The following is a 19,525-nucleotide window of genomic DNA, read 5'->3' on the forward strand; positions in this document are numbered from 1 at the left end:
TCGCAATCAAATTATTATAATGCTTAACTTCGCACACAAGGTTTTTCGGTATTTTTCCTCGGGTTAATATCAAAAAGCCTTCAACTAACTTTGAATTGGGCATATATAGTCCCATAAGCCCTATCTCAGTAAATTTTTGGTCGCTATCCAATTTTGCCTACAACGGGTTTCGTATTCTTCAAATTGAGATGGTAAAGCTACCATCCAATTTTTCATTGAATTTACAATTCCACTCAAACGTCCTTCCTGAAGGGCCTCTATATCTTTATCTTCAAATAGTTGAGTTTTATCTCCGTTTAAATAATTTAGCAATTTCTCTGCAGCAGACACTTTATCATTATATGAAAAACGGCCTATATTTCTAAAAAAATTAATGAAGGAAGATTCGCTGTTTTTTTGTTTTTGTCTGATAAGCAGATAGGCGTGTAGTTTATTTTTAAGACATATCCCAAGTTGGGTTTCAAAGGTTATTCCAGTTTTGCTTTTTTCCAAAGCTTCTGTAACACGTATACTTTCTGAAAAAATGCGCTCAAAACCAGCATTGACCTCATGTTTACTATTTAATTGTGTATGAGGGAAGTAGAGGTTGGGGACATACTGATTTGTCCATTCTTTTATTCTGTTGTTTTCGGTTATAATTTCGCCAGCATTGGCAACAAACTGTTTGACATTATCTAATTGACATCTATCATCATCCAAAAAATAAGCTGTTTTCGTATGATAATAAGGACTTTGATGATTTGTAAGTAAATATTGAATTAACGGCCCTTTATCCCCGGTATTACTAAAACTTTCGATTTTGTTATTGTCATAAATGGCAATTTTTTTTAATTCATGTTTGGTGAGTACATCATGTTCATAATGCTCTTGCTTTGTTTGCAGGTCTCTTTCGATGGTGGCTTTGTCACTTTTGCTTACAATAACGATTTGAATTCCTTCCTGAATACATTTTCTTAAGAATGCCTGGGTTTTAGATCTCAGAATTGTGTTACTGTCTCCCGCTGTTCTTCCTCCCATGTCGCTAATGTGTGTTAAAGTACCGTCATAACCAATGAATAATACCTTTTTATCTGTAGATGAAGCGACTTTTAACTCATTACCCCGAACTTCATCCATTGATTGAGTTTTAAAAGTGTCACCAAGTATTGGTTTTTGGTCATTGATATTCGTTCCAGATACATCGATACCGATATCAAGTGGTGTATTGATTTTTTCTTTTCCTGTTGTAATTCCTTGGCTTGTACTCTCTTGATTAGAAGGAATCGTTTCCCGATTGTCCTCTTTTTTCGTAGTTACTGTATTATTTACATATTCGGTTAATGCTTTCTTGAAATCACCTAAATGACGGTAATTCCTCGTTTTAAATGAAGCTGGCTCTAAGCCTTTCGATTTCATAAAAGAGAGGCTTATTTCGTACAGTTCATCAAATTCACCAAAATCTGCATAATATAAACTTGATAAAGTTTTTTGTAATAACTCCGTCCACTCTAGTATAGGGGTATTACTATCTTTTGATTTTTCTCTTAACTCACTAAATAAACTATTTTTTTGTTCCCCTTGAATACGAGCCTCTTCTACTATTTTTGTATGCAATTGTGTTTCAATTGTTTCAATTGTTTCTTCAATTGATTTAACCCATGGTTGTAATTTTTTCTTGTGCGCACTTAAGTAAAGCACGTAAGAATCGATACCATTATGGTGGTAAGAAACCAACTCGATACCGTCCTCACTGAGAAAGTTTTGGAATTTTTTCAATATATTAAATTTCTCGGCACTTATGTCGATCCTTGAAAGTGAAATATAAGAAGGGTCTTTATTCAAATGGTTCTTAAAAAGGTCTATCACTTCGTTTTTTATATCGGCATATTCCTTTCCATCACGTGAATATCCGTGAACAAATTCAGGCTCATATTCTGGATTTGCTTCAGATGGGGAAGTGGGAAGTTGGGTAAACTGAACAGGCTCTTCTCTCAATTGTTGAGTACTGCGCCATTTAGTCCAATAACCATTAATATTGCGCTTGATTCGGGGGAAATCTTTAATATCCGTCTTAAGCAATAAAGCCATAAAATTGACATCAAATATTCGATTTTCTTCTTTTGCATGATAAGCACGTGTATTTATATCACGCTGTTCCTTTAAAATAAGCTGATTCAGCTCATCCTCAGACATCTGGCCATACTTGGTGCGATCACTTTCCAGCAGCGCTGCTCGTTTCAGATGATTGGCGAAATCCCTATAATCTGGCTTGAAATTCAAATCAAAGGCTAAACATCTTAACGTTCCCTTCTCATCTTCAATTAAAATCGCATGTGCGCTTGAGTAATGATGAAGATTTTTTCCGGAGAAAAAAGCGATGCTGCTGCCTGAACGGATTAATTCAGGGTTGCGGTAATAGAAAAAATTTGCTTCAGAGGCGTGACCCGACTCGCTAAATCCAAATCGCAATGCACCCAAAAGCGCTTCCTCATCATTCTTGGTTGCAAACAAGCGGTCAAATTTTTCATGGCCAATTATTTTAAGAACAGCGTAATAAGTATATAGATCATTGGCCCATTGACAATCTTCTAAATCTACTTCTTCGCTCAAAATTGTTAAGATAGCATCCGAAGCACTCTGCCCTTCTCTCAAAACCATTCCTAATTGACCCCATTCAAAATACTTGTTTAAAGTAGCGTTTGAAGTCCGATCAAAATTTAACGGCTCATAGGGGATAAGTGCACCGCCTTTGTCAAATCTTCCTTTCCTTGTAAGATAATTTTTCATACCTTCCCATGCTTCCTCAGCATATCTGGCAAACGTATGCTCAAGTGAATTTACATTATCAATCAAACCAAGATCTTGGGCTAAATGATCATTTTCATCATATATGTTGGTATTCATGCCAAGAGGGGTAATTGTAGCTACTGACTGATTCTGCTCTTGAATAACTTCCATAGAAATTGATTCCTTGGAGTAGGCATGCTTCGCAAATGTACTTGCAACTATAAAAACATCGCTCTCAATCGCTTCTCTTACACCAAAGTTCTGAAAATAAGCTTCTGAATCCTTATCGGAAATAATTCTTTCCATGTTTTGGATAAAATCTTTTATTTTCTCTGAGTCTAACCATTGGCCATTGCCAAACTGTTTTTTTGCTGGAGTGTTCCACTCTCTTTCATTATTAAGCCAGTCTTGAAGAGTGTATCCTTGATCGTAGGCTTGAAATATACGAAAAAAACTCTGATTATTTATGTATTCTTTTTGAATTATAAAATAATGGAAGATGCCGCCTCCTATTTTAATAAGCATCATTCCAGGTGAGTTATTATGAAGAAATGAAAGTGATTCTAAATCTTGTTTTGAACGGATTGTATGTGAAGTTGCCTTGGAAGCATAGACCAATTTAGCTTTTTCACTGAACATTGGGGTTTCCAATTTGATATCTTGACAATCGCAATAATCAGCTTGATTCATATAATCTAATGCTGGAGTGCTTTGAATTTTGTATTTCATGGAATTGCCCTAAATATTTATGCTTGAATGATTTACTAAATAGCGATTTCGATTACAAACCGCCCTTTTTGGTGCCGGTTTGAAGCAGAGAACTCTCTCACATGTTCCATAAAGTTGGACCTTAAACCACTTAAGCTTTGTATTCATTAGGGTCTTCAGGAAAATTTCAGCGTTTGGCTTTTAATTAAAGATTCAAAGCGGGTATCAACTCCCAGCACTGTTTTAATGTTTCTCATGAGAGCGGAAAACAAAATAAAAAAACCACCCGACATGGAGTGCTGACGAAGGTAGAATGTCTTTTCTTCAGACCTCATAAATCTTTCATCAGTATGTTTAGGTTGTTCCAAAGCTTTTGGGTTTTGTAATGCTTCTTCTGTGGTCTCTATTTTTCTGCCCATTCTATTGCCATAACGTTTAAGCTACTGCTATTGATACTATAAGCGATGAACATTAAGATAAAATTAAGGGTTATGTTGATGAAGTGCGGTCGCTTTGTACGGGACAAAAAAATAGAAATCCGAAGATAGATAAGAAATAACTCACTGACTCCAAATGTATTTCATATAATATTTTCGTCTAAAAAAGGTGCATATATGCGAGAGCCTTGCTTACTGTTACTGGAGTTTGGACAAACCTCGATCTAATACAGCCCGTGACCGTGGGCGAGCCCGAGCCCGCCCGAACCCGAGCTGCCTTATTTTTTAGCACAACTTCTCTGATTATGCGATCATTTTCTCTGTTACAGTTGTATTTTTCCACTTTTTAACGATGGGATGACGTGTTCGTTTTATTTGAATATCCCCCAAATAATCGCAAAGGGTAATCAGATAGTTTGCTACCCTTTTTTCCCTTCATAATGACCTCATTCCAGCAGTCAATTTTTATGATGTGTACTTTTCCTCTAGCACTCATCTGTGAAAACTCAATGGATTCATCTGGGGCGCGCCACGTTGCTGGGTCATTTAGTTGATGAATATCACCATAGGCTTTTGGGCGTCCACGTTTTTTAATATCTGTTATCTCGCCTGGGGTATATGGATAAAAAAACTTCTTGTTATTTCTTGAGCGACTAACATGCACCTGATTTACATTGTTTTTTGCAATGCCTAAACACAATGGACTGTTGTATGCTGTATCGCCCAGTGAAACAGAGAGCTGATTTGTGAACACGCTTCTTGATTTTATACAGGCAGAAATTTGCTCCATCCCAACCAATTCAGCATGTTGAGTGGTATCAGTACGTGTGCATGCCAGAGGGATTAACCATGGTGGTGTCTTCGCATCCGGCTTTTCAGGCAAGTAAGCCGCAATGCTGTATTTATGGCCAATAGTCACTGGTTTATTTCCACAAACAGCGTTGGGCGCATACACATAACTTCTGTCTTCCAAAGTCGGTGAGAAAATGCGAGGCTCTGGTGTGCAATCTACTGCAAACAAATGAAACCCACGTTGTTGAGCCGCTGCGTCTCGTCTCGAGGGAAAAAAGCGATAAACTCTATCGCGGAAATTTTTAAAAATAGGTACAATCTCTTCCAGCATAAGGCAGCATCCATACTGCAATTTATTTTTTTCTGAGCAGAAAATTTTGCTTTGTATAGCTGTTTTTATGCCTTTAAGGAAGTCAATCCAACAGTCCAACACATATCATAAGGAAATCCAACCATGAACCATTTTGATTTTGAAAAACTGGATGTCTATCAGAAGGTGCGGGTGAGTTTTCCACCAATGAAAAAAGTAGGTTTTATCGTATGGCAAAACGATCAGGCACAGAAACTGCCGCAATACTTGATGTCGCTAAACGATTAGATATTATACATGAAGACAACTATCAGAAAGGCCGCGAATTACTGATTCGAATCATTATGATGCTGACCAAATTGGCTCAAAAATCAGATTAACCGGGTTCGGGCGGGCTCGCCCACGGTCACGGGCTCGTAGTAGATCGAGGTTTGTCCAAACTCCAGTACTGTTAGAAGCGTTAACTTGAGTGAAGTTGCAGTAGCCATGCAATATGATGTGCAAATTGCTTCTCCACATAAATATGTGAGGCGACAGCTGCTTTACTCTTTATTCCTGTTGTTTATATCAGCGCGTAATAATTCTCTGATTTCAATTAATATCGATTCTTCTTTGGTGAGCTTTTCCGGTTCCTTATCCCGTTTATTTTGTAAGATATTAATAAATTTTATGGCTAAAAAAATAGCAAAGGCAATAATAGTAAAATCAATAATCGTTTGTAAAAAAGCTCCCCACTTGACAACTGCCTCGCCAATTTTGAGCGATTTATCAGTGATATCAATGCCTCCCATTAATAGTCCCAGGATAGGCATTATAATACCATCCACTAATGAGGAGACAATTTTACCAAAAGCTGCACCAATAATTACTGCAACAGCAAGATCCATCACATTGCCACGCATGGCAAATTGTTTAAATTCACTGAGGAAACTCATCCTTGCCCCTGTAAAAATGCATTCATAGGATAGCCAAGATAGCAATTAATTATTAGCATTCACCAAGTGAGGCAGTCCCCCCTGCTCAGTCCCTACAGAAAGAGGACGGGACTCATCATAACTATCTTCCTCTAATCGGAAAACACCATGCAAAGCACAGATACCCTTATCCAACAAATTGGCATCAATCAACACTGAAATCTTAATCTCCGAAGTTGCAATCAATTGAATATTAATTTCTTTGGCTGCCAGTGTCTTAAACATAATTGAGGCAACCTCTGGATGACTTTTAAGTCCTGAACCAACTACCGATAATTTAGCCAGATCAGTCACCCCTATTATCTCTTGAGCCCCTAACTCTTTTACAACCTTATTTAATTGTTTTAATGTAGACTTATATTCATCACGATGAACAGTAAATGTGAAATCAGTTTTATTACACGCTGACAAATGCTGGACTATCATATCAACATTCACCCCGATTGAGCTAATTTTAGCCATGATTTCTGAAGCCAGTCCGGGGGCATCCGGGACACCAGCCAATGTTATTTTCGCTTCATTGCGGCTGAAAGCAATACCTGTTACTAATGGTGCTTCCATGTTGTTTCTTTGTTGATAAGTGATTAAAGTACCAGGCCCCTCTTGTGATGAGGATAGAACACGCAGCGGAATATTATATTTGCCGGCAAATTCCACCGCGCGAATCTGTAAAACCTTGGCACCTAAGCTGGATAACTCAAGCATTTCCTCAAAAGTAATTTGCTCCAGGCGTTTGGCATCGGGCACTACTCTGGGATCAGTGGTGTAAACGCCATCGACGTCGGTATAAATTTGACATTCATCCGCATTCAATGCAGCAGCAATAGCAACTGCAGTGGTATCCGAACCACCCCGACCTAGAGTGGTAATGTTTCCATCTTTGTCAGTTCCCTGGAAACCAGCAATTACAACTACCCTGTCTTCCTCCAAATCAGTCAGTATTGGCCGGGTATCAATTGCCTGAATACGTGCTTTTTTAAATTGATTGCAAGTCTGAATTCTTGCCTGTCCACCGGTATAAGAGCGGGCTTGAATACCCCGATTAATTAGTGCCATTGCCATTAAGGCCATAGACACCTGTTCTCCAGTTGCAACAAGTGCTGCATATTCCCGCTCATCCGGGCATTCACTGATGCTGTTTGCCAAGCCTATAAGCTTATCTGTTTCACCGCTCATTGCAGAGACAATGACAACTACCTTATGCCCTGCCTGCTTTGCCTTCGCTACAATATCCGCCGCATGGTTGATATGCTCAAGCGTAGCAAGCGACGTTCCCCCGAATTTTTGCACTAACAATGCCATTTCAGCGCCCCGTCTTGTTCTTGTTAACCTGCGTGCTCAATAATCATTGCTTTAATCTGCGAAATCTTTGTCTCCAGATCGCTTGGAACACGTCCTCCACCTTGGGCCATATCGTCTCTGCCGCCACCTTTACCACACAAATGCTTAACCAATACTGCAGCATCAGGCACCTGGCCTAACAGATTCCTGCTCACTCCGGCAACAACGTTCATTTTATCCTCTTTCACTGCAAACAATACAATTACTGCATTATCCAAATTGGCCTTTAACTGATCTAACGTTGTCCTTAATGCCTGACTGTCTATATTATCCATTTGTTTAATCAACAAATTAACTTCGCCTATTTTTTGTACTTCAGAAAGCAGATCGGCTCCTGATTTTGCAGCTAATTTTGCCTGTAACCGTTCTAATTCCTTTTCCTGCTTCTTTGCATCATGCAAAAATTGTGACAACTTTTCATCCACATGGGAGGACGTGGTCTTCAATTTTGCAGCGATTGTATCTAATTTATCCAACTGCTGGGTAACCCAGTTCAGGGCATAAGCACCTGTTACCATCTCTATTCGTCTAACGCCACTGGCTATTCCATATTCAGCGATAATTTTGAACAACCCGATATCACCTGTACGAGAAGCATGGGTACCTCCACACAACTCCTTGGAAAAATCACCCATAGACAGCACACGAACGGAATCACTGTATTTTTCGCCAAATAAGGCAACAGCACCACTTCGCTTTGCTTCCTCGATGCTCATAAGCTCTGTCATGACTACATCGTTAGCGCGAATTCGGTCATTAACCAATGTTTCCAATTGATGCAATTGCCCGGAGGTTAATGCCTCAAAATGCGAAAAATCAAAGCGTGCCCGCTCAGCATCAACCAAAGAACCTTTCTGCTGAACATGAGATCCTACAACAGTTTTCAATGCGGCATGCAATAAATGAGTAGCTGTATGGTTTAAACGGATAGCACTTCGTCTGTCAGCATCTACCTGCGCATTAATAGTCTGGTTGACTGCCAGCTTACCTTTTAATACTTGTCCATAATGCACAATCGCCTGGCCAATGCGCTGCGTATCCTCTACTTCAAATACTGCGTCCCCTGCAACCAGTTGCCCCCGATCGCCAACTTGCCCCCCGCTTTCAGCATAAAAGGGGGTATATTCAAGAACGATGGCTCCTTTGGAGGGAGCGGCTAATTGCTCGACTTTCACATTGTCATGAAGAATCACTGAAATTCTTGATTGCAAAGCGTTCTTTTCATAACCATGGAATACAGAGGGTTCGGTCAATTGCAAGGATGCCGAATAATCAGCTGTAAATTGACTGGTGGATTGCGAAGACTCACGTTGCTGCTGCATACATTGGTTAAATCCAACCATATCAATGGAAAGGCCTTGTTCACGCGCGATATCAGCCGTTAAATCCAGCGGAAAACCATAAGTGTCATAAAGTTTAAAAGCAACCTCTCCGGTGATTTCCTTGCCCTTCATGGCTTGAATCTGCTCTTGTAATAATCGCAAACCCTGCTCAAGCGTACGGCTAAACTGATTCTCTTCTTGAAGTAAAATTCGCTCTATCTGTTCTCTGTTGCTGACTAATTCAGGATAAACATCAGCCATTACTTCAATAAGGGGATCCAGCAATTTGTAGAAGAAAGGTGTATCTATACCCAGTTTATTTCCATGACGTACTGCCCTGCGAATAATTCGCCGTAAAACATAGCCACGACCTTCATTCCCAGGCATAACCCCATCTGCAATCAAAAAAGAACAGGCACGAATATGATCCGCAATTACTTTTAAGGAGGCATGTCCAGAATCAGCCGCTGGTGTCATTTTGCACAAGGAACGAATCAAATGCTGGAAACTATCAATGTCGTAATTATTATGTACTCCCTGGACTACAGCACTGATACGTTCAAGTCCCATACCTGTATCAACTGACGGCTTGGGAAGGGGGTGCAAATGACCATCCTTATCACGATTATACTGCATAAACACCAGGTTCCAGATTTCAATATACCTGTCCCCCTCTTCATCGGGGCTACCTGGAGGGCCACCAGCAATGCTCGGCCCATGATCGTAAAAAATTTCCGTACAGGGGCCGCAAGGTCCTGTATCCCCCATCGACCAAAAATTATCCTTTTCCCCACAACGTGAAAATCGCTGATTTGAAACACCTATCTCATTCAACCAGATATTTGCCGCTTCCTCATCATCTTTATAAACAGTAACCCATAGTCGTTCTTCGGGTAGTTTTAATACGGTTGTCAAAAATTCCCAGGCATACTGTATTGCCTCACGCTTGAAATAATCACCAAAGCTGAAATTCCCTAACATTTCAAAAAAAGTGTGATGTCTTGCCGTATACCCTACATTTTCCAAATCATTGTGCTTTCCGCCTGCGCGAACACAACGCTGCGCACTGACTGCCCGACTGTAAGGCCGTGGCTCAAGCCCTAGAAAAGTATCTTTAAACTGCACCATACCCGCATTGGTAAACAGCAAGGTTCGATCATTTCCGGGTATAAGAGAACTGGACTCAACAACCTGATGCCCTCTTTCAGCAAAGTAATTAACAAATGCCTGTCTAATTTCTGAACTTCTCATGATTTATGTTTAAATTTTATCCAACCCACGTTATTTACATACCCGCCAAATTACTTATTCTTTTATAAGTTTTGCGATAATATCGGCAGGAAACCCACGGTATGCTAAAAAGCGCTGCCGCTTCCCTAGCTCCACAAAGGACAACACCCCTTTATTTTTGTATTTTTTTTCCCATACAGCCAAAGCATGATTAAGCCAGTTATCCTTTTCTTGCTCAAGGATCTTATCAATTAATTCACGAGCAATCTGCTTGGCCTGTAATTCATGAATGATCTTTAAAGGGCCATATCCCTGACGAACCCGCGCCCTGCAAACTGACTCAGTAAAGCGCTCATCATCCTGTAGTCCAAGGCGCTGACACTCAGCAAGCACCTCATCAATCTCCAGCTGACCATAGCCTTTCCGAGCCAATTTTTCAGCTAACTCCCTGGCTCCATGCTCGCGCCTGGAAAGCAGGCGCATTGCACAGTCCAATGCTTTAGCCATCAATACCCTCAAGTATTTCCTCAACATCAGTTGAAGCAGGCAACTTATCTAACTTATCTAACTTATCTAACTTATCTAACTTATCTAACTTATCTGCTAACAGCTCAGCTCTTATCTGCTGCTCCAATGTCGCAGCAATTTGAGGGTTATCTTTCAAGTATAAGCGCACATTATCTTTGCCTTGACCAATTTTCTCCTGCTTATAGCTATACCAGGCACCAGACTTTTCAATAAGTCCCAATTGTGTGCCCAGATTAATAATTTCGCTTTCCCGGGAAATACCCTCATTATACAGGATATCAAAATCAGTGGTTTTAAACGGCGGTGCCACTTTATTCTTAACTACTTTTACACGGGTTTCACTGCCAAGAATTTCATCACCCTTTTTAATTGAGCCTGTCCGACGTATATCGAGACGCACCGAAGCATAGAATTTAAGCGCATTTCCCCCTGTAGTCGTTTCGGGATTTCCGAACATAACGCCAATTTTCATCCGGATTTGGTTAATAAAAATAACCAGGGTATTAGAACGTTTAATATTTGCGGTCAATTTACGCAAAGCCTGAGACATTAACCTTGCTTGCAAGCCGACATGGGTATCCCCCATTTCACCTTCGATTTCAGCCTTGGGTGTTAATGCAGCAACAGAGTCGACAATAATCACATCCACAGCAGCAGAACGAACCAGCATGTCTGTGATTTCCAAAGCCTGCTCTCCCGTATCTGGTTGAGATACTAATAATTCATCGACATTGACACCCAGTTTGGCAGCATAACTCGGATCAAGCGCATGCTCAGCATCAACGAATGCTGCCGTGCCGCCTTTCTTCTGACATTCCGCGATAACCTGTAATGTTAACGTTGTTTTCCCTGAAGATTCAGGACCATAAATTTCAACAACACGTCCTTTGGGTAATCCGCCAATGCCCAAGGCAATATCCAGCCCTAAAGATCCCGTGGAAATGGCTTCAATGTCCCGCACTGCCTGGCTGTCTCCCATCCGCATCACTGAGCCTTTACCAAACTGACGTTCAATTTGAGCGAGAGCAGCACTTAACGCTTTTTGTTTATTATCTTCCATAGTTCACCCAAGTCTTATGCAAAGGGCAAATTATCACACAGATAAGACCTGGCAGCAAACCATTCTCAAGGGACTCGCTGAACATTTAAAAGTTGGCGCGCAATAACATTAATTGCTTCAATGCCTTAATGTAGTCTATGAAATTTATTGTGTTATCTGAGGCATTTTGATAAACGGTGGTCAGATCTATTTTTTCTAATCCATCTTCCATTTGTTGCTGAATAATTTGTTGGTTCTGTAAATTTTTTTCTCTATAGAGAGCGACTAATCTCTCCTCTAAATAATAAAGATTAATATCAAAATTTATCGCTGAATCATGAGCCTTCTCTATGTCTATGCTTTGGTAAATATGATCTAACGTTGATTGGATGAAAATTAATTGGGAAAACCTTTTCTTTGCCCTGCCAAATCGTAGCGCATTTTTGGAGGACAGTTGCTCGTCTGTCATCGATTCCAATAAGCCACGGGTTAACCAGAATAAATCCGTTAAATCGTATAATTTTTTATTTTCCAGCAATAATGCTTCCATATTATGTTTAAGATAATCCATTATTTTTCTTATATTTTTAACCAGAAGTGTTAACGGGTGAGAACGCCAGAGGATATTACCCACCAAAAAGCTGGCAGCAATGCCAATAATAATGCCTCCAAGCCTCTCCAGGGGAGGCACCAGGTCAGTCGGTGCCCCGCCCGCCTGCGCCAGGGCAATGATCAAAGCAATATTGGCCTGTAAACCAATGTAACTGTACCTGGTGTATTTAAATGAACAATAACTGAAAAACCAAACCGCAAAAAAAAGAATAACAATCAACGCATATAGGTTCAGAGCGAAAAATACCAAAGGAAACAACGCGATACTTCCCCCTGAAATACAGCCGAGAAAGCGATGCAGACTGATGTTTTTCATTTCAAACAGATTCTTTCTGATAGAAATAATTACACTGCTGACAATCCCGTTTAACCCCCCAGGCCAATCACTTACAAGCCAAAAAACAAGAGCAAGAACTGCAGCCAAACCTGCCTTGATACTATGTTTGATAACATCAGGATCCTTGCTTGCCTGTTGTTGTCCGCTGATGAATTTTTTCTCCTTCCTGAAGGATAGCTGATGACTGAGTAAAACAGCACCCAGACCAATCAGGATAGCGTTAGTCTGTTGCAGTATCGGCATAAGCTCAAGACAAGGCTTCAATTCTTCAAACGGAGCAATTGATTTGGTTTTTATCATCTCGTTTAATACCTCCACAGCTACTGATGTCTGCAAAACACCAGTCCCTGGGGTATCTGAATAAAATGCCTCTTTCAAAGAATTCAGATCAGAGTGAATCGCCAGAAAAACCTCATGTACCTGTTGCTGCAGGAGCAAGCTCCATTGTTCTGGCCTTTCATAAGATGAAATAAAATAGGTGACCGTTCGCGTCAGATTATAAAATAAATCAAGCAACAGCCTGAACTGGTCTATTTTCTCTCGTTTTATGCCCAGCTCACGCCGCATGAAACCAATCATTTCAGTGGATTTTTTTAATTTTTTTTTAAGCTGGAGATTATCAGCTGCAATCTGGGAAGAAGATGGTTCTCCTGTAAGGATCATCTGATTTAATTGTTCAAAAAGATTACTTAACAAATCAAAAATTAGCGAAACTTCCTGATTAAGGTTATCGCGTATATTATTGGGGAAAAGACAAAATGCCGCTGCGGCAGAAACCAAAACCCCAATCCCGATCTCTACAGGCCGCCAGATTGCAACATAGAATGCATCCCCGGGGTTAATTGCCAACTGTGCAATAACAATAAAAGCCCCCAGCGCTCCCAGCAAGTAGGCATAAGCGTGAGGGCTAAAGTTGTAATAGTAAACAGCCACTGTAATAAGAATCAAATTAGCCAAAAGATAAAGCAAAAAACTATTGGCTACCATGCCTGCCAAAAAGAAGCCGACCCAGACCCCAATTACCGTACCCACGATTCTCAGGATTGCTTTATCAATGATACTCCCGACATAAATATTAGCGAGAATCACGACTGTCATCCCAGCCCAATAAGGCTTATCAAGGTGGAGTGAAAACGAAATCAGGATGGCAGATACGGCTGCAATGGCAGTACGCAAGGCTGCCCTGTTTTCCAGGGTATTGGATATGATAATTTTAAAAATTTCCTACCTCTCAGAATACGTTGTCGTTGTAGCACTTGCCCCTATTCGCAGAGGATAATCCGGGCTGATATCATCAATATAAATCCGCACCGGAAAACGTTGCGCTATCTTAATCCAGTCTTCTGTCGCCTCAAGGTATGCCAGCGTTGAAGGCGCTACATCCCCTGCCTGTACACGGTTAATTCCCCAGCCAATACTGTTCACATGACCATGAAAAACCTTGCCAGGATACATATCCAGGGTAATCCTTGCTTTATCACCAGGTTTAATTAATCTGATGGCCGTTTCCCGATAGCGAGTAACGACCCACCAGCGCTTTGTCTCAACAAGAGCAAATAAACCCTGGCCAACCTTGATGTATTGCCCCCGCCGCAGATTAAAGTTGGTAATATAACCCTCTGCCGGTGCAACAACGGTAGTATGTTCATACAGATACCGCGCCTTATCATACTTCGCTTTGGCCGCTATCACTTGATTATTATCGAATTTTTGTTCTGCAATACGCAATTCCTGAGCCGCAGCAAGTACAATCGCCTCTTGTTCCTTAATCTTCGCTTCGATGTTAATCAGCTGAATTTCAGGGATAGCCCCTTGCTTGACCAGCTTGTCATAACGCTGGTAATGATCCCTGCTTAAGGCGACCAAGGATTGCCTTTGCTTTAACCTTTCCCTGGCAACCTCAATAGCAAGCTTGTCGTTTTCATAATTGATCCGGGCAATATTAAGGTCAGCCAGTCTCTTTTCCATGGCGTATTTATAGGGTCTTGGATCAATTTCAATTAATTTATCCCCTTCCTTCACGTTTTGGTTTTCATGGACATAAATTTTGCTGACAGGCCCTGCCACAAGCGAAGCCATGTTGACTATATTGGCAGAAACATAGGCATCATCTGAGCGTGTATAATAATAAGCAAAGTAACGATAGCCTGAGAAAGCCAGCAGGATAATTGCCGTTGTAACCAGATGAGGCCAATATTGAAACGCTGCCAGCCGTTCTCGAATCATTAAGAACAGTCCTTGTTTAAAGACACCAAACCTACAATATAATCATTCGCACCTGACTTTTCTACTCCGAAGAAAAATCGTATTTTGAAGATATGACTGGATATTCATAAAAGATTAGGCGCTTCCAGCAAACGCTCCCTTTCTTCCGCATTTTTCGCGAGCAAAAAAGGGGATGCTCAATACGACATGATAATGAGCAACCATGTTGTCAACGCAATTCAAAACTTAGACAGGGTTACAAAAGTTGCAAGTACCCCTGAGGAAGTTAGGGAAGGGAGGGAAGGGAGGGAAGGGAGGGAAGGGAGGAAGATATTATTAAAACAGCGTTCGATAACCCTAAACAATATTAAAGAAAGCTGTCAAAAAGAACTTGATAATTATATCAAGTCCAGAGGCTCAATAAACTATTCTGGTAAATTCTCAGCAAATTTCATGACCCTAATATTTAGAAACAAAAGAATGACAGAATTCAAGGTTCGACAGGCTAACACATTAAAGCAAGCTATTGGCTCTGCTGATTCTATAGAGGAAATTCAAAACGCAATTAAAGACGTGTTAGCATTTCCAGCAATGAAACAAGCTACTTTTGCCAGTGGGTTAATGAAAAGTATCGGTTCCTGTGAAAACATTATATCCACGGCTTTTAAATCCAACCCTGAACTTGAAAATACAAATTCATTTTCGCCAAATTAAAGCTTCTCTCCAAGCCACTGGTAACCTTAATACCTCTGGTTGCATGGTAACGAAGAAATTCGGTGTCAGTTAATTTGTTTTAAAGTTGCGATAGATACATGCTGTTTTCTCCTATCCAGCCGGAATAACGCTTCCCATTGCTGGAAACCACAAGTAGACTAGAGGTATCTTAAATGCCTTAGGTGCAGTAACTTCCTTGTGCAGGGACAATCAAATTTCATATGAGCAAATCAGATTCATTTTATAACCTGGAAACCATTGGCGGTATTTTATTGTTTATTGCCGCTGTAATCGCCATTGGGGTAGCCAATTCTCCCTACCGCTTTTTCTATGATCATCTGCTACAGATGGGTGTAAGTGTTCAAATTGGCGACTTCCTGATTAACAAGCCGATGGTACTTTGGATAAACGATGGTTTGATGGCTGTTTACTTTATGCTGATAGGACTTGAGATTAAACGCGAAATCAAGCGGGGTATTTTAAGTAACAGAACCAACATCATTGTCCCTGCAATCACTGCATTAAGCGGTTTAATCTTCCCTGCCTTGATATTTACCCTGTTTAATTTTCACAATCCAGCCTATTTACGAGGCTGGGCAATACCTACCGCTACTGATATAGCCTTTACCTTGGGGATTATCTCGATATTAGGCTCGCGCATACCTATCTCTCTGAAAATCCTTTTAACCGCAATCGCAATTTTTGATGATATTGCAGCCATCGTCATTATTGCCATATTTTATACGAAAAAATTATCAATACTGTCACTAAGTTCGGCACTCATATTTACCTTGATCCTGATAGGTCTGAATTACTTCAAATGCCGTCGGCTCTCCCTGTTTATAGTAGTCGGTGTCGGGTTATGGGTTGCCGTACTAAAATCAGGTGTTCATGCCACCCTTGCGGGTATAGTAATAGCCATGACAATTCCTGATGACGAGGAAGAGTCAATGCTTACCCGTCTGGAGGAGAGTCTCCATCCCTGGGTCATTTTCCTGATTCTTCCCGTATTTGCTTTCGCTAATGCCGGAGTCAGCTTTATAGATATTGACTTGCCCATGCTGGCTCACCCGATTGTGATGGGAACGGCCTTGGGATTATTCCTGGGTAAACAGATAGGAATATTTTTGCCGCTCAGTTATTTTGTCAAGTTCAGGCATTTATTAAGAACAGATAATATTAACCTCGGCCAAATCTATGGCATTGCATTAATTTGTGGAGTGGGGTTCACCATGAGCCTGTTTATTGGTTCCCTGGCGTTTCCCTTAAACTTGATACCGCTTGTTAAGATTGGTGTGGTTATCGGATCTTTTATCTCCGGCCTGGCAGGCTTTCTGGTCTTAAAGAAAGCCTCAAGTCCAAACACCGAAATGAAAGCCAGACTATAATTAAACACTAAAGATTTGCTCAAGGAGGATAAGCATGCAGCGTTTTCATAATATCTTATTTGTAAGTCATGGAATTAAGGATGAACAAGAATCATTAAAGCAAGCCATCAAACTGAGCCATAACAATCAAGCTCAACTAAGTATACTGATAGTTTGTCCGCCCTTTCCTGACAATCTCCAGGAATATCAAGCCTCTTATGAGGAATCACTAATTGACAGAATCAATAAAGCTATCAAAGCAGCGAAAGCTGAACTCAATTATAGTAAGAAAAAACTGGACATTAAAATTGAAGTCGAATCCGGCAGTACACCTGACATTCGTATTATTCGCCATATTATTAGACAAAAACATGATCTGCTGATTAAAGAAATAGAGTCCGTTGATAATCAAAAGGGTTTTAAGGCTCTCGATATGGAGCTACTGCGAAAATGCCCATCCCCTGTCTTGCTGTACCGGCCTTTTAAACATTCACAGGAAGAAGCTCGCGTAGGAGTAGCTATTGATCCCAATGCAGATGAGCCTGCAGCCCATGATCTGGCAGTCAATTTATTAGAGCTTTCCTATTCCCTCATGCAAAATCACGCCGAACCGCTGCATATTATCTCTTGCTGGAACTTTATTTTTGAAAGTTACCTGCGTGACAATGTCTGGGTAAAAACATCCAGGGAAGAGTTAGACAAGATTATTGCCAATGAAAAAGCCTCTTATGCGAGGATATTAAATCAACTGATTGAAGAAGCATCTATTGGCGAAAAGTATCATATCAACCAGTTAAAAGGCGACCCCCAGGAACTTATTCCTTCATTCATTACAGATAAAGAAATTGATATTCTGGTAATGGGTACGGTAGCACGTACAGGCATCTCCGGGTTTATTATCGGTAATACGGCAGAAAATATCTTACAGAAAATTGATTGTTCGCTATTAGCATTAAAGCCACAAGGTTTTGTTTCACCGGTTAAAGCCTATTAATTTTTAAAACCCGGATGCCAAACCGGACTTGGAGAAAATGATGGATTATACTCGCAAACTGGATGATGAAGGACAGCCTTACCTTGAAGTGAACGTCAAAGATTACGCGCTTATTTCCAACCCTATCCTCAATAAAGGTACTGGTTTTACAAATAAAGAGCGTGCTGAATTTGGCTTGTTTGGTTTATTGCCTCCAGAAGAAAGTAATATTGTCGAGCAGCGAGCACGTTCCTATGCTGCATTTAAGAGTAAAGGCTCTGACCTGGAGAAATATATCTACCTGCGCGACCTTCAGGATTCAAACGAAACGCTTTATTACAGCCTGCTTTGCGAGCATATTACCGAGATAATGCCTATCGTCTACACTCCCGTCGTAGGCGATGCCTGCTTGAAATTCAGCCATATTTATCGACGGCCGCGCGGTGTCTTTATTGCTTACCCTCACCGTGAGCGGATTGATAAGATATTGGAAAACCATCGCTTTGATAAAGTCAAAGCCATTGTCGTATCGGATGGGGAACGCATTTTAGGATTAGGGGATCAGGGAGCCGGTGGCATGGGAATTCCTATTGGCAAATTGGCACTCTATTGTGCCTGCTCAGGGATCCATCCTTCAGCAACCCTCCCCGTATTGCTGGATACCGGAACTAATAATGAAGAACTAAGGCGGGATCCTCTGTATATAGGCTGGCGTCATGAGCGGATCCGTGATCAGGACTATGACAACTTTATTGACGATTTTATTAAGGCAATAAAGAAACGTTTTCCCCATATCCTTTTGCAATGGGAGGATTTTGCCTTACAAAATGCAACCCGACTCCTGGACAGATACCGCGATCAGTTATGCACCTTTAATGATGATGTCCAGGGTACCGCAGCTATTGCCACAGGTACCCTTCTATCTGCTGTACAGGTTACCGGTATTCACTTAAAAGATCAGCGTATTGTCATTGCAGGGGCAGGATCTGCCGGCTGCGGCATAGCAGAACTTATCGTGCAAGCCATGGTGGAAGATGGACTTTCTGAAAATGAAGCCCGAAGCAAAATCTATATGGTTGATCGCAATGGTCTTCTTATGGAGGGGATGAAAGGTTTATTCCCTTTCCAACAGAAGCTATTAAAATCAAGCGATCTGGTTGCAGGCTGGCATTGTGAGAATAATAATACTATCAGCCTGAAAGACGTCATTAGAAACTTACATCCTAATGCTTTACTGGGAGTATCCGGACAGGCAGGCTTGTTTAATGAGGAGCTGATCCGAGAAATGGCTGCCCATGTTGAACAACCGATTATTATGCCACTTTCCAATCCCATTTCTCATAGTGAAGCAGTTCCAACTGATTTGATGTTATGGACTGATAACCGTGCTGTAATAGGTACCGGCAGCCCTTTTGGCAGCATTGTTAAAGAGGGGCAATTGTTTCGCGTGGACCAAACTAACAATGTTTATATTTTTCCTGGCATGGGGCTTGGACTGATTTCAATCAAAGCCAAGCGGGTCAGTGACAAAATGTTCATGGCCGCGGCAAAAGCACTCGCTGCCTGTTCGCCCGCAAAAAATAATCCTAAGGCCAATCTTTTACCGCCATTGACTCAAGTTCGCGAAGTTTCCTATCAGGTTGCTCTTGCTGTTGCCAAAGAAGCGGTTAATTCCGGCCTTTCTTCGCCTCTTAGTGATAAAGAGATAATGGAGCACATACAGCGTCATATCTGGACGCCCAATTATCTTCCCTACAGGTATAAAGGAATGTGATTGAAAGTGCGGTTGGTGGTAATTAATGGCGCTCTATCCAGGCTACAATTTTCAAGGAAAAACCGCACTTTCAATCGCACCAAAAAAAGGAACCTG

Annotated in this window: 14 protein-coding genes and 1 pseudogene; 5 read left to right on the forward strand and 10 right to left on the reverse strand. The window is 41.0% G+C overall.

The annotated features are described in order from the left end of the window. Positions 1-120 precede the first annotated feature (120 nt). From E1O65_RS00350 to E1O65_RS00360, 3 genes are all read right to left on the reverse strand, one after another. Positions 121-3,495: a hypothetical protein gene (locus E1O65_RS00350; protein ID WP_133131609.1), complete on the reverse strand. Its 3,375-nt coding sequence runs from the start codon at positions 3,493-3,495 to the stop codon at positions 121-123. A gap of 155 nt (positions 3,496-3,650) precedes the next feature. After that, positions 3,651-3,893 carry a hypothetical protein gene (locus E1O65_RS00355; protein ID WP_133131610.1) on the reverse strand — a complete coding sequence of 81 codons (243 nt, stop codon included), beginning with the start codon at positions 3,891-3,893 and terminating at the stop codon, positions 3,651-3,653. 364 nt (positions 3,894-4,257) lie between these two features. Next, a complete protein-coding gene (locus E1O65_RS00360) occupies positions 4,258-5,034 on the reverse strand; it encodes a hypothetical protein (protein ID WP_133131611.1) in 777 nt (258 codons plus the stop codon). 167 nt (positions 5,035-5,201) lie between these two features. On the opposite strand from E1O65_RS00360, the pseudogene E1O65_RS00365 reads away from it, so the two are divergent. Further along, positions 5,202-5,393: pseudogene (locus E1O65_RS00365) on the forward strand (four helix bundle protein); the annotation flags it as partial. A 162-nt stretch (positions 5,394-5,555) separates the two neighbouring features. Here E1O65_RS00365 and mscL read toward each other — a convergent pair. From mscL to E1O65_RS00400, 7 genes are all read right to left on the reverse strand, one after another. Further along, positions 5,556-5,948: a large-conductance mechanosensitive channel protein MscL gene (gene mscL / locus E1O65_RS00370; protein ID WP_133131612.1), complete on the reverse strand. Its 393-nt coding sequence runs from the start codon at positions 5,946-5,948 to the stop codon at positions 5,556-5,558. A gap of 45 nt (positions 5,949-5,993) precedes the next feature. Continuing rightward, positions 5,994-7,289 carry an aspartate kinase gene (locus tag E1O65_RS00375; protein ID WP_133131613.1) on the reverse strand — a complete coding sequence of 432 codons (1,296 nt, stop codon included), beginning with the start codon at positions 7,287-7,289 and terminating at the stop codon, positions 5,994-5,996. A gap of 23 nt (positions 7,290-7,312) precedes the next feature. Further along, positions 7,313-9,901: an alanine--tRNA ligase gene (gene alaS, locus E1O65_RS00380; protein ID WP_133131614.1), complete on the reverse strand. Its 2,589-nt coding sequence runs from the start codon at positions 9,899-9,901 to the stop codon at positions 7,313-7,315. A 54-nt stretch (positions 9,902-9,955) separates the two neighbouring features. Then, complete coding sequence (gene recX / locus E1O65_RS00385) at positions 9,956-10,387, reverse strand: recombination regulator RecX (RefSeq protein ID WP_133131615.1); 432 nt, start codon at positions 10,385-10,387, stop codon at positions 9,956-9,958. Beyond that, positions 10,380-11,468: a recombinase RecA gene (gene recA / locus E1O65_RS00390; protein WP_133131616.1), complete on the reverse strand. Its 1,089-nt coding sequence runs from the start codon at positions 11,466-11,468 to the stop codon at positions 10,380-10,382. Before recA ends, recX begins: the two co-directional genes overlap by 8 nt. A gap of 85 nt (positions 11,469-11,553) precedes the next feature. Next, positions 11,554-13,572 (reverse strand): FUSC family protein, encoded by a 2,019-nt coding sequence (locus E1O65_RS00395; protein ID WP_165474864.1) that lies wholly within the window; start codon positions 13,570-13,572, stop codon positions 11,554-11,556. A 48-nt stretch (positions 13,573-13,620) separates the two neighbouring features. Then, entirely contained in the window at positions 13,621-14,622 is a 1,002-nt protein-coding gene (locus E1O65_RS00400) for an HlyD family secretion protein (protein ID WP_133131618.1), read from the reverse strand. Positions 14,623-14,808: 186 nt separating this feature from the next. Between E1O65_RS00400 and E1O65_RS00405 the strand changes: the two genes are divergently transcribed. The 4 genes from E1O65_RS00405 to E1O65_RS00420 all read left to right on the forward strand — a co-directional run bounded on the left by E1O65_RS00405 (position 14,809) and on the right by E1O65_RS00420 (position 19,429). Further along, on the forward strand, positions 14,809-15,315 hold the full coding sequence (locus E1O65_RS00405; protein ID WP_133131619.1) for a hypothetical protein: 507 nt from the start codon (positions 14,809-14,811) through the stop codon (positions 15,313-15,315). A gap of 221 nt (positions 15,316-15,536) precedes the next feature. Next, positions 15,537-16,703, forward strand: a complete 1,167-nt coding sequence (nhaA, locus tag E1O65_RS00410) for a Na+/H+ antiporter NhaA (RefSeq protein ID WP_133131620.1) — start codon at positions 15,537-15,539, stop codon at positions 16,701-16,703. 34 nt (positions 16,704-16,737) lie between these two features. Beyond that, positions 16,738-17,676 carry a universal stress protein gene (locus tag E1O65_RS00415; protein ID WP_133131621.1) on the forward strand — a complete coding sequence of 313 codons (939 nt, stop codon included), beginning with the start codon at positions 16,738-16,740 and terminating at the stop codon, positions 17,674-17,676. A gap of 37 nt (positions 17,677-17,713) precedes the next feature. Then, a complete protein-coding gene (locus tag E1O65_RS00420; RefSeq protein ID WP_242601502.1) occupies positions 17,714-19,429 on the forward strand; it encodes an NAD-dependent malic enzyme in 1,716 nt (571 codons plus the stop codon). Positions 19,430-19,525: the final 96 nt, after the last annotated feature.

Source organism: Legionella sp. W10-070, from assembly GCF_900640175.1.
GTDB lineage: Bacteria > Pseudomonadota > Gammaproteobacteria > Legionellales > Legionellaceae > Tatlockia.